At 35.6% G+C, this 12,284-nt stretch carries 10 protein-coding genes; 2 read left to right on the forward strand and 8 right to left on the reverse strand.

Features of this window, described 5'->3' with window-relative positions:
- Positions 1 to 77 precede the first annotated feature (77 nt).
- Complete coding sequence (locus tag BAZ10_RS04710) at positions 78 to 383, forward strand: DUF3467 domain-containing protein (RefSeq protein ID WP_009091273.1); 306 nt, start codon at positions 78 to 80, stop codon at positions 381 to 383.
- A 127-nt stretch (positions 384 to 510) separates the two neighbouring features.
- Complete coding sequence (locus BAZ10_RS04715) at positions 511 to 1,785, forward strand: alkaline phosphatase family protein (protein WP_078771075.1); 1,275 nt, start codon at positions 511 to 513, stop codon at positions 1,783 to 1,785.
- 471 nt (positions 1,786 to 2,256) lie between these two features.
- Here BAZ10_RS04715 and BAZ10_RS04720 read toward each other — a convergent pair whose 3' ends face one another.
- The 8 genes from BAZ10_RS04720 to BAZ10_RS04755 all read right to left on the reverse strand — a co-directional run bounded on the left by BAZ10_RS04720 (position 2,257) and on the right by BAZ10_RS04755 (position 11,933).
- On the reverse strand, positions 2,257 to 5,013 hold the full coding sequence (locus BAZ10_RS04720; protein ID WP_078771089.1) for a COG1470 family protein: 2,757 nt from the start codon (positions 5,011 to 5,013) through the stop codon (positions 2,257 to 2,259).
- A 41-nt stretch (positions 5,014 to 5,054) separates the two neighbouring features.
- Entirely contained in the window at positions 5,055 to 6,080 is a 1,026-nt protein-coding gene (locus BAZ10_RS04725) for a hypothetical protein (RefSeq protein WP_078771076.1), read from the reverse strand.
- Complete coding sequence (locus tag BAZ10_RS04730) at positions 6,073 to 6,876, reverse strand: fimbrial biogenesis chaperone (protein ID WP_078771077.1); 804 nt, start codon at positions 6,874 to 6,876, stop codon at positions 6,073 to 6,075. Before BAZ10_RS04730 ends, BAZ10_RS04725 begins: the two co-directional genes overlap by 8 nt.
- 68 nt (positions 6,877 to 6,944) lie before the next feature.
- The gene (locus BAZ10_RS04735; protein ID WP_009091284.1) at positions 6,945 to 7,493 is read right to left on the reverse strand and encodes a hypothetical protein; all 549 of its coding nucleotides are present in this window, start codon (positions 7,491 to 7,493) and stop codon (positions 6,945 to 6,947) included.
- Positions 7,494 to 7,747: 254 nt separating this feature from the next.
- Complete coding sequence (locus tag BAZ10_RS04740) at positions 7,748 to 8,599, reverse strand: helix-turn-helix domain-containing protein (protein ID WP_245803751.1); 852 nt, start codon at positions 8,597 to 8,599, stop codon at positions 7,748 to 7,750.
- Positions 8,600 to 8,778: 179 nt separating this feature from the next.
- Positions 8,779 to 10,254: an alpha-amylase gene (gene amyA / locus BAZ10_RS04745; protein WP_078771078.1), complete on the reverse strand. Its 1,476-nt coding sequence runs from the start codon at positions 10,252 to 10,254 to the stop codon at positions 8,779 to 8,781.
- Between the two features lie 82 nt (positions 10,255 to 10,336).
- The gene (gene dinB / locus BAZ10_RS04750) at positions 10,337 to 11,428 is read right to left on the reverse strand and encodes a DNA polymerase IV (RefSeq protein ID WP_078771079.1); all 1,092 of its coding nucleotides are present in this window, start codon (positions 11,426 to 11,428) and stop codon (positions 10,337 to 10,339) included.
- A gap of 46 nt (positions 11,429 to 11,474) precedes the next feature.
- On the reverse strand, positions 11,475 to 11,933 hold the full coding sequence (locus tag BAZ10_RS04755; RefSeq protein ID WP_078771080.1) for a GNAT family N-acetyltransferase: 459 nt from the start codon (positions 11,931 to 11,933) through the stop codon (positions 11,475 to 11,477).
- Positions 11,934 to 12,284 lie beyond the last annotated feature (351 nt).

Below are 12,284 nucleotides of genomic sequence, written 5' to 3' on the forward strand. Positions count from 1 at the left end.
GAAATTTGAGATTTGAATTTATTTTTATACTTTCACAATCTCAAATTTTAAATTTTAAACAAAAATAATTAACAAAAATGGACAACAACCAAAATCCACAAGACGGAAACATCAACATTGAACTGAATGAAATGGTAGCAGCTGGTGTTTACGCAAATCTTGCTTTAGTTAACCACTCTCCATCTGAATTTATCTTGGATTTCATCCAGTTAATGCCAGGTGTACAGCAAGCTAAAGTTAGATCAAGAGTTATCTTAGCTCCATTACACGCTAAGAGAGTTCTTAATGCGCTTCAGCAAAACATCGCTTCTTACGAGCAACAATTCGGAGAAATCAAAGAAGTTGAGCCTTTCGTATTAGGACAAAACACTCCTCAAGCTTAATTAAAGTAACTACTTTAATATATAAGTCCCCGTCTTTCGACGGGGATTTTTATTTGACGAAAATTTAATCCCCCTAAGCCTTTGGCAAAGCTTTTATATGTTTTACCTTTGATAAAATTTTATGTTAATGAAGAAGTTTCTTGTTATAGGCTCTTTAGTGTTAGCTGTCCTAGGCTACTCACAAAAGCCTGCAGTGGATACAACACAGGTTGTAATATCCGGAAGAACAAATGCTCCTGAAACCCTGCAAAAACCTTATGTAATTCTTATTTCTGCAGACGGATTCAGATACGATTATATGCAGAAGTATAATACTAAAAACTTATTAAACCTGGCTGAAAATGGGATATGGGCAAAAAACGGAATGTATCCGTCCTACCCTTCCATTACTTTTCCAAACCACTATAGCATTATAACAGGTTTGTACCCTTCTCACCATGGTCTTGTGGATAACATTTTCTATGATCCGAACAGAAAAGAAATGTACAAGATAGGCAGTAAAACAGTTACAGATGGTAGCTGGTACGGAGGATTGCCACTATGGGGATTGGCCGAAAAGCAAGGAATGGTAGCTGCCAGTTTATTCTGGGTGGGCTCCGAGAGTGAAGCCGGAGGTACAAGACCTTCTTATTACTATCCATATCACGAAAAATTTTCGGATGATGATAAAGTAAGAATTATTAAAAACTGGTTACAGCTTTCTGAAGAGAAAAGACCTCACTTCATTACTTTATATTTCCCTGAAGTAGATCATGAAGGTCATCATTACGGACCGGATGCAAAACAAACGGAAGATGCTGTACATTATATAGATGGTGCTATTCAGAAGCTGGTAGATGGATTGAAGCCACTTAATCTTCCTATCAATTTTGTATTTGTTTCCGATCACGGAATGATAAAAGTAGATCCTAAAGATTATATTACAGTTCCTTCCATTATCGACAGAAATAAATTTGTAGTAGTGAACAGTAACACCTTTGTAAGAATTACTGCAAAAAACGAAGCAGATATCCTGCCTCTTTATAAAGCGCTAAGAAAAGAAAAGCACGAAGGCTATAAAATATATCTGGCGAAAAACTTCCCGGGAAGATTACACTACAGCAAATCGGATAATAAAAACAGAAGAATCGGTGATATTATCCTGGTACCTAACGGAACAAAAGCTATGGTAGATCCGGGTAGAAATCCTCCGGTAGGAAAACATGGTTACAATCCGTATAAAGTGCCGGAAATGAAGGCTACTTACTTTGCCTGGGGTCCTGCATTTAAACAACACCAGCAGATAAGACCTTTTGTAAATATAAATATCTATCCTGCTATCGCTGAGATTCTGGATCTGAAAATTACAGCACCTATAGATGGAAACATCAAAGTACTGGGAAAAACACTCAATAAAAAATAACAAAACCGGCTTATGCCGGTTTTTTGTTTATCTATTTTATCAGGCTAAACGGAGTTCAATTTTTTGTAATAATAATTGTATTGATAATTTACCATATATAGCACGAGCAGGATCATCGTCCCAGTATTAAGAAGCAATGCCTGAATAATTAGGCTTCGACTTCGCTCAGCCTGACAGCTCATACGTTTTTAAAACCTAGAAATTTGTAAAAAGTAAATTCTCTCGTTGGTTCGAGCATATCGCTCGGATCCCAATCATAAATACTTTAAAGGTTGATATGTAGTGTAACAATATTTGGCACGAGCAGGATCCTCGCGCCAGCATTAATATCTATAAGAACTATCCCTCGTTGGTTCGAGCGTCCCGCTCGGATCTCAATCATAAATACATTAAATGTTGATATGTATTAAAAATATCCCTTGATCAAGATTTCTACTCGCATTAGTATACTAACATCTATAAAGCAAATTATTACTTGATTCCGAACCGCTTCACTTCTACCTTTCTTTCTTTAACTTTTAGGATAAAAGGATTCAGTTCCGATGTATTTCCCTCAGTGATATCAGCGGTCTGATTAGCTTCTACATATACATTCTTCTGCAATGCATTACCATCTATAAATACTTTATAATGGCCTACTGGTAAATATGCAGAATATTCACCTCTTTCATTGGTATAGAAAACAAAGTTTTTAAACTGATTATTCTGGAATACTACAGGAAGTCCCGATAAAACTTCTACTACTTCAAATTGTGTTTTAGTAGTTTCCTGATATTGTACTTTTCCTTTTACCATACTTGTTTTCTGCAGCGGAATTGTTAGGAATACATCTTTCCTGTCAACAGTAACCCTCATGTCATCGGCATACCATTTATCTTCCATTGCTTTTATCATATACGTTCCATAAGGTACTTTTTTGTACTTTATATTTCCGTTCTTTGGCGTGATAAACAGGGTATTGTTAATTTTAGTTTTCAGATCCTGTGCCGGAAGATCTACAGAAGGATCGTACTGTCCGTTATTATTAAGATCATAATAGAAAAACAATTCTATATTTCCTGTTTTACCACTACTCTTCTCTTCTCCAAAACTTGGTAAATCCTGGATAATACCCACCTGATAGTAATTATTAGCAGATCTGTATACTCCGTTCAGGTATTTATTCAGATTATAGCTGGCAAACAGTTTAGTTCCTGATAAAATACGGTAATCGAGATTGGTATTAAAAGAGAAACTTTTTCCAATAAATTTATCAGAGTTGAATATGGAGCCAAATAACAAGTTGAGACGTTTGTTAAGCAGGCTTATTTTATAGTTGGCAATGGCGGAAATTCTCTCTGTATTGTCACTAAGGCTATTGTTATAATTACCTTCATATAGCATAAAGTTACCTTTCTGATAATTGGCACTCAGCATAAAATTTTTATAATACCAGTTAGCCTGTAACCTGTAAATAAAACTATTAGAAGTAAATCCAACATATCTGGAATAACCATTCGAAAGAACAAGGTTAATGCTGCTTTTATAATCCGGACTGGTATAGTTGAATGCGGTATTGATAAAAGCGGTATTAAAGTCCGCATTTACACTCTGAAAGCTGCTGTTGACAAACACATTGGATCGTTCTGTGCTCAATTGCGGTATAATACTAAGTTTTGTGTTTCTGGCAATCGTAAAGCTGGTTCCCATTTCAACCTTGCTTCGGTTAGCAACTGTATTATATTGGTATTGCGGATCTATGCTTTTGGGATTATAATTATTAAGGCTATACCCTACCCAAATATTGAATTTATCAAAATTCCTGAACAAGCGTTCCTCAAAAACTGTGTTTCCTTTTCGAATTCCCGGATAATAACAGCTACTATAATAATTGTTAGAACTAAATGTATATTTATTGAATGATGTATTCAGATTTAGCCCCGCAGCTACAGAAGATGCCGTATGTGATACTTCACCTTTTGTAGATGTGTAACCATATCCCAATCTGAGATCATAATACGTCTGTTTGTTATTATTGTAATGGTATTCATTCATCAGGATAAAGCTCCGCTGATACGGGTCATTATCCAGAATAACAGAATTATCCAGAGACTCTTTCTCATTGAGGCTAATGGATGATTTTGCATAGGTAGAGTATCCTCTCGAAGAATTATTAAGATCCAATGGATCAATCAGGTTATAGCTTTTTTCAACAGCTCCAACACGAATCACGGATCTTTTGTTGGTGAATGGATTAACAGAAACTTCAGCCCCACGCCCCACAAGGTTTATTTCCAGATCACTTGCATTCAGGTTACCCAATTGTACACCTACACCTTTTCCTTCTAATCTTACCCAGGTATTTGTAAATAGAGGTTTTGTACTATTATTGCTCCAATAAGTTCCGTTTACATTAACAATTCCTTTTATACCACCGGCATAAAATTCGGTATGCAAATCGAGATTATAAGAGGAATCATAATTAAGAAAAGCATTCCGACTACTGAGGCTGATATGATTGACCTGATATGCTGGTCTGTAAAAATTGATAAAAGCAGGATCTACATATTTTCTGTTCCCCAAGGCATTCTGTACGATAATAATAGCATTACCAAAGAATTCTTTATCCGTATTTAGCCCTGCTACATTTACTGTAAAAAGCTCCATTTTCAGGAGATCTTTATCCACTATTTTAGAGAAACTGACTTCTTTATTAACAAACGGCTCCAGTTTTATTTTTTTGCTAAAACTAAGATCGCGCCCGTCTGCTTGCGGAAAACTGGCAATTACTTCTACATTCTCCTCTCTGTTTCCGCTGTTATAAACCTGTGTGGAAATCTTTATAGAATCGCCCACTTTATACATCAGTACCTGAGGTTCTTTAGCTACAATTTTCAACCCGCGTTTAGACTGTACCGTCATACTGGTTTCAGCAGTTGCTAAAGTTAGACTGCTCTCTGTTATAGCATATTTTATAGTTGCTGTTCCTGCAGGCTGGTTCTTTTCTACAAATATTTTTACAGGTAAAAAAGCTTTTTCATTAGCCTTTAGATGTATAGAGGATATATTGTTAATAACTCTCAGTCCCTTTACCGTCTGTATATCTACATCAAGATTTCTTTCGATCTCTGTATTATTACTGATCTTAAGGAGTACACTTACCATATCTTCATTGAAGACACTAAGTTTCTGATCTGTTTCTATACTGACAGCACTTTTCTGGGCATAACACATGGTTATCCCCGCCACAAATATGGTTAATATAATTTTTTTGAAAAAGTTCAAAATTTTTACTGTGGAATAAGACTGAAAATAAGGGTTCCCGAATACTGTTCCTGAGATTGATTAAAAAATCTGATGTCCCCTGCCTGTGTAGAATAGGTAAGATCAAAATACTTTTCTGTCTTCGCAGGAATCATACTTGTAATAATATTCTGCTTACTGCTGGATAATTTTACACTACCCGTTACTGTCTGCGATTGGCTATCCTTTATATTTAGGTTTATTGCATTTACCGGAAGGCTCTGGTTAGATGTACTGGTAAGGTCATTATTCAGACTATTCACCTGTACTGCATAACCTGTAGTAGAGATTACAGACAATGCTCTGCTGTATGTTTTTGATACTCCATTGGCATAATCGCCGGGAGTTTTAAATTCCAAAAGAACATTTTTAGCAGATGGATCCAGCAAAATAGCATATTCTTCTGCTGGTTTCGGTGGTGAATCGTCCGGGTGAACCTGCATCTGAAAAGATACTGGCTCGGAGTCTATGATTTCTCCTTTACTGTTCCTTATCTCTATGATAATATTTACCGTATAATTATTCCATGAAGAATATTCCTCCAGATAAGCACCTCCGTCTATCATCACATCATACCCAAGCGTCATCATAAAATACCTGTTAACAATTTGCAGGTTATAGGGCGAATTGTTGACAAAATACGAATTGGTGTACTGAAAAGGAATAGGATTGGTATTCAATCCTAAGTTCCCGGCATTAGGACTACTTCCCTGGTCGTTCACACCATTGCTGGACACACTGTTAAAGCGGAACTTCAGTCGCTCAACAGGAAAATATTTAGGCCCCCCATTGCTAATAGTACCTACAACTCTGTAACTCATAGACCAGTTCTGCATCTGAAGTCCCTGACTACCATTGGCATGAACCTGAATCTGAACAAGATTACTAATTATAGCCCCATTATAGCTTCTCACCGGAGCATATCCGGTATTAAACGGAGTTATCCACAATCTCTGAGCAGAGACTTGCATAAAGTTGAGCAGAAAAAATATACAGATAAAAAGTCTATTCATTGATGAAGGTTAGCTCTGCCATTTTAATTACATTATCATCACCATAAGTAAATGTAGAGGTCACAATATACTTTCCACGTTCCAGACCTTTCGGTAACGGAATGTTTACAATACGCTTATCAGACGGAAGTGTATAGATAATTTCATCTTCCAGATTATATTTTGCTCCGTTTTGCTGATTAATCATCTCTGTATGAATGGTACCATCTGTCCATACATTTCCCTGGTTTACAATTTCTAAAACCAGACTTTTACTATCCTTTTCATATTTATAATCTGTGAAATCCATATTAGGTTCACGCTGAGAAGAATAACGATGATAGATCTTGATTCCTGTTCTTACACTTACTTTTACCAAGGCTCCTTTCTCGTTAATAGCATCAACGGGATTGGTTTGGGTAATATACATAAGACAGGTATGAACAGCTAATGTATCTTTCCGTACTGCCGGAGGTGTAACGGTAATTTCCAGTTCTTTTGTTTCTCCGGGATTCAGACTAAAATACGACTGGGGCTTTATGCTAACCCAATTTACTGCCGAATTTTCTAAAGTTCCGGGCTCCGATATAACATTATTACCTTTCTCGTCGTATGTCCAGTCATTCAGAGAGACCGTTAACTCCAATGTGGTTGTTTTGCTCGGATTAGTTACCAGAACTTTTTTCGTACTACTCTCTCCTGCATTAGAGGTAAAATAATTGCGCGGCGGGCTCACAGTAATTCCTGCTTGTCCCTTTGCAATAATACCAGCCAGGAAAAATAATAAAAAGCTTAAACTTGCCAGAATTCTTTTCATATCGTGTAAAAAGGCAACCTAGGATTAATATCCTAAGTGCCTTAAATATTGTTATAAAAAAAATAATGTTATTTAGCTACAATAGTGTAGGTTACAACAGTCGTATAAGTCGTAGGATTTTCCACATTAAAATACTTGTTCAGATAGCTGTCTGCACCAGCAGCAGAGTATTTTACGTTAAAGGTCTTGTCAACACCACCGATGTTACTGGAAATTAATTCAGTCGGGGTTGTAGATAATGTTACAGTACTAAGTTTTGAACCTGATAATGGATTCGTTGTACCTGCAGTCGGCGTTAGTTTAATATCCGCTGCATTAATTTTTTCTGTGATGCTTGTGTTTACACTGGATAACTGAGCATCTTTTGACTGTACATTTACAGCGAATGCACCGGTACTGTATACCGTAAGGTGATCTGCTTCATCTAAAGCTACACCTTTCTTGTAATCGTCTGATGTTCTGTAGTCAAGGTTTACATTTTTTTGTGAACCATTTACCACAATCGTCTGGATTGGATAAAGTCTAACATTAACTGTTGCATCGCCAGTTTTCTGTGCAGCTACGTTAATTGATGTAAGGCCGAAAGTAAGGCCTAACAGGTAATAAAATTTTCTCATACTTTTAATAAAATCTTCTTCTTTTTAAAAAAAATGCATTTTATGCAAACGCATTCATACTACCTTTGATAGCGGGTGCAAAATTAGAGTGGAAATCCTATCTATTAGTTATGAAAAACAACAAAAAAACTATGTAAAACGACAAAAATTAATTTTTATTAATACTGCCTATAAGCCTACTTACGAGGTAGTTATAGTATATTTTCTAGTTTTATGAGGCATTAATAAAAGTGTATGTACTGAAAATATAACACTTAGCTCAGGGCCGTATTTTCCCCAAAAATAATTGCATTGGCATTTATTCTGTATTGCATAGGTGTCATCCCGATATGAAGTTTAAAGAAATTATTGAAATTTGACTCTTGTGAAAATCCTAATTCCAGGCTGATATTTTTAACAGGTATTGAAGTCGACCTTAACATTGATTTCGCCTTATCCAAGGCTCTTCCCGTAATAAGACTCTTAGCAGAGCAACCATAAATAATTTGTGTTGCTTTGTCTAACCTTCGTTTTGTAATATTAAGTTTATCCGCATAGTAGCTTACCACAAGATTGAAGGTTACCTGCTCATCAAGCAGTTTACTAAATTTATTCGCTATTTCCTGATCATAAACATTTTTGGAACCGTTTTCAAAACCCGGATCAAAGTCCAGCTGTGCTCTTATGAGAATAAATTCTATAAAATTAGCCAGCAAATTTCTTTTAATCAAAGGATTAGCTCCCGGCGTCTGAAGTGGTCTTGCGTAGTTTTTAACAATGAACTTGTACGGTATAAAGCTATTTTTAGCTGCGACCCCCAAAGGATTCTGAAAGAAAAAACAATTTGTAATATAATAAAGAAATTTTAGCCGGTCCATAAAGACTTCGGGTTTAAACCAGATGAGGACAGCTTTCTTATATTTCTCTATAACGGAAAAAGAACTTTTGGGAGGTAGGAAATAGAAAGTTTCCGGATCTATGCTTATACTTTTATCCTTAATAATGATGTTTAAATGATCTGTCGCAGTATACAGAATGGAGTATGCCAATGGATGAATACTAACATCCAGGTCATCAGCATCTTTTAGTCGATAAATACCCCAGTCCTTTTGCATTTCCCCATTCATAAAAGCCAAATACAGATGCAAATATAACCGTATTTATTTATTTCATATAATAATTATATATATATGATTAATTTTTAACAATTTTTGAAGATTATTTATTTTTTTTAGAAGAAAATATACTAAAAACTAGTATACAAAAGGGGGCATAAAACCGCTATATATTTAGTACATAACATTTTTTACAGCATAATCCATACACTAATACCATTTTCCGATACTGAAAATTTTCCGTGCCCATTTTTATCAATTTCAATATGATCATTTACTGTTCCCAGAGCATCACAAAAGAATTTTCCGGTATATTTTGTACCAATTTCCATTATTTTCTCCCCCGGACCATTATTACTGATTACAACAGCACAGCCTGGTAGATCATCAGTCCCTTCAAACGTCCAGCCTATACAATCCGGATGATCAAAATAATCACGCTGTACACCACAGACATTATTCTGACGAATATTTAGTAAAATTTCCAACTCTTCTACCTTCTCAAGAAAAATTTCACAGTCATTACCTTCTTTATCTTTATCCACATAATGTGCTCCGAATAAGTCCGGATAGAATATACAGGGATATCCTTCTGTACGTAATAAAATCAATGCATAAGCTAAAGGTTTAAACCAATGTTCAACCGGAGCTTCCAATTGTTGTAACGGCTGGGTATCGTGATTGTCTACTAGTGTTACAGCCTTATCCGGCTGACTTTGTACTAATGTTCCGTCGAATATTTTACTAAGGTCATAATCTGATCCCTGCACAGATGCTAAATGAAAATGATATTGTAATACAGGATCAAAAAGATTCATACAGCCCTCTGTTACTTCTATATATTTTTCAAGGAGAGTCAGGTCGTTCGGAGCCCAGTATTCGCCTACAGCAAATATATTCTCTTCTGTGGCTTCACGAAGTTTATACAACCAGTCTTTAAAAAAAGTCGGTGTAATATGCTTTATAGCATCCAGTCTTACACCACTGTAACCAATCTGTTCATAATACCATCTTCCCCAATAATCCAGTTCGCCTATAACATTTGGATTCCGGAAATTAATATCATTATTCATCAGATAATCATAGTTACCCTTTTCATCACTCAACACGTCATCCCAACCATCTCCAAATTCATTGATAACTCTATATACATGCATACCATCAATCCCCTCAGCATATTCAACACCAGAAAAACAGGTGAAATCCCAGATAAATTCCGAATACTGTTTATTTCTTTCAGAAAAATTAAACTTTGTATATGACTTAATATTAAAAGGTTCCGATATTACTTCATTTCGGTTTTCGGTATTTACTTCCACTACTTGAAATTCTTCAAGTTCATCGCCGCCAGCTTTATGATTTAGTACAATATCTGCAATGATCTGAATATCTTTGCTTTTAAGGCTATTTATAGCGGCCAAATAATCATCTTTGGTTCCATATTTAGTTGCTACACTCCCTTTCTGATTAAACTCTCCTAAATCGAATAAATCGTAAGGATCATAGCCCACGGAATAATTTCCACTAGCACATTTATATGCAGGAGGAAGCCATACTGCTGTAATCCCTATATGCTTTAGATATTCTGATGTTTCTTTAAGATTTTTCCACAGAAAAGAGTCTCCGTCCGTATACCAGTGAAAATACTGAAGCATTGTTCCATTCATAATATATGCTTTTTGAATAATAAAAGTACATTAAAAAGAACTGATTACCTTAGGATTACAAAAAATTAAAATGTGAAGAGTATTATAAAAATTCCGGAAAAGGAATTTTAAGCTGTACAGAAACCTGCTTCTTTTCTTCAGTATTAAGGTTGGACAGGGATAATCCCAGAAGACGTATCGGTTTATCAAACGGACGGCTATTCCAAAGTTGCTTAGCCAAATCCGTAAGAGAAAATTTATTCTCAAGATACTGGCTTTCAGTCTTACTACGAGTAAATAAAGTAAAATCCTGATATTTTATTTTTAAAGTAAGCGTCTTACCCTTAATTCCTGATTTTTCAAGACGTCGAAATAATTCATCTGCAATCTCATTCAGTTTTTCAAAGACAGTATCTTCATCCAGAAGATCTTCCCAGAATGTTTCCTCTACAGCAACACTCTTTGCTATCCTGTGGGGCTTTACTTCAGAATACTGAATTCCACGCACAACATTGTAATAATGTTTTCCGGATTTACCAAAAAGTAAAACCAGTTCCTCGAGGCTCTTATTTTTAAGATCTTTACCCTTGTAGATACTAAGAGTATTCATTTTATTAGCGGTAACCTTACCTATTCCGTAAAACTTTTCAATAGGAAGTTCTTCCAGAAAGCTGAGAACATTTTGCGGATGTATTGTCTTTTGACCGTTTGGCTTATTAATATCCGAGGCTACTTTTGCCAGAAACTTATTAACAGAGATTCCTGCAGAAGCCGTTAATCCTGTTTTCTCAAATATCTTCTTCCGGATTTCCAGCGCTATCTGATTAGCGGATTCAATCCCTTTCTTATTCTCAGTGACATCAAGATAAGCCTCGTCCAAAGACAGGGGTTCTACCAAATCTGTATATTCATGAAAGATCTGTCTTATCTGTTGGGAAATTTCTTTATATCGTGGAAACCTGGGTCTTATAAAAATTAAATTAGGACATTTCTGCTGAGCGGTCTTGCTGGGCATAGCCGAGCGTACGCCATACTGACGGGCTTCATAACTCGCTGCAGCAACAACTCCACGATGAACACCTCCTACAGCAATAGGTTTCCCTTTTAATTCGGGATTATCATGCTGCTCCACAGAAGCATAAAATGCGTCCATATCTACATGAATAATCTTACGAAGGGGAAAAGGGAAATCCATATTACAAAGATATGGATTAGTTTATTTTTATGAAGATCTAAACAATTTATATCTTTTTTCTCATTAATAGAATGAGTGGTTCAAACGCTGCCTTTTCATAGGCTTTTACTGCGGGTACATTATCACTATACACCTCCAATCGTATTTCAGAAACTCCCTGATCTCTTGACCAGTTTGTTAACTCATCAAGAATCAACTTATTCACACCTTTTCCTCTATACTCAGGTTTCACATACATAAATCCTAAATATGCATAACGGTCAAAATTATAATAATCCTTTTCAGTGCTTTTGATAAGTGCATAGCCCGAAGCTATGATATTCTCTTCATCTTCAGCAACAATAAGAGCTGCGTTCTCCGAATCAATTAGTGAATTCAGATTATAATAATGAATTTCTCCTTCTATTAATGTTGGATTGTATGGCCTTTCTGCTGTTACAACTCCTTGTTCAAATTCCAAAAGAGCAGGAAGGTCTCCTTCAGTAGCATGTCTCAGTTTTATCATACTATAAAAATAGGCAAAAGTGAAGAATGATGAGTTATAAGTTTATAAGGTTTATGGATCTAAAAGCTTTACGAACTCTATCCCCAGTCTTATAACCTTTGTAGTCATTATTGAAAATATAGTTCATCACAATAAATAAGGAGCTCCGTCAGGAGCTTTATCTCTATAGATTATAATTATGAAAATTCAGAGCGTTCCGGAGGAACGTTATCTTAACTGGATATTATGAGTGATTATTAGAATGATAACTCTATCACATCCATAACTCTTATAACCTGCATAACTTACATAACCATTATAACCATTCTGGTTGGTTAATAGTTAGGTATATTGAGTTGAGTTATTTTGGAT

Source organism: Elizabethkingia occulta (assembly GCF_002023715.1).
GTDB lineage: Bacteria > Bacteroidota > Bacteroidia > Flavobacteriales > Weeksellaceae > Elizabethkingia > Elizabethkingia occulta.

Excerpts from the sequence above, each read along its gene's own strand:
- amyA (WP_078771078.1), bottom strand. The coding sequence starts at position 10,254 with ATGAATGGAACAATGCTTCAGTATTTTCACTGGTATACGGACGGAGAC.
- BAZ10_RS04725 (WP_078771076.1), bottom strand. The coding sequence starts at position 6,080 with ATGAATAGACTTTTTATCTGTATATTTTTTCTGCTCAACTTTATGCAA.
- BAZ10_RS04755 (WP_078771080.1), bottom strand. The coding sequence starts at position 11,933 with ATGATAAAACTGAGACATGCTACTGAAGGAGACCTTCCTGCTCTTTTG.
- BAZ10_RS04715 (WP_078771075.1), top strand. The coding sequence starts at position 511 with ATGAAGAAGTTTCTTGTTATAGGCTCTTTAGTGTTAGCTGTCCTAGGC.
- BAZ10_RS04710 (WP_009091273.1), top strand. The coding sequence starts at position 78 with ATGGACAACAACCAAAATCCACAAGACGGAAACATCAACATTGAACTG.
- BAZ10_RS04735 (WP_009091284.1), bottom strand. The coding sequence starts at position 7,493 with ATGAGAAAATTTTATTACCTGTTAGGCCTTACTTTCGGCCTTACATCA.
- dinB (WP_078771079.1), bottom strand. The coding sequence starts at position 11,428 with ATGGATTTCCCTTTTCCCCTTCGTAAGATTATTCATGTAGATATGGAC.
- BAZ10_RS04730 (WP_078771077.1), bottom strand. The coding sequence starts at position 6,876 with ATGAAAAGAATTCTGGCAAGTTTAAGCTTTTTATTATTTTTCCTGGCT.
- BAZ10_RS04740 (WP_245803751.1), bottom strand. The coding sequence starts at position 8,599 with ATGAATGGGGAAATGCAAAAGGACTGGGGTATTTATCGACTAAAAGAT.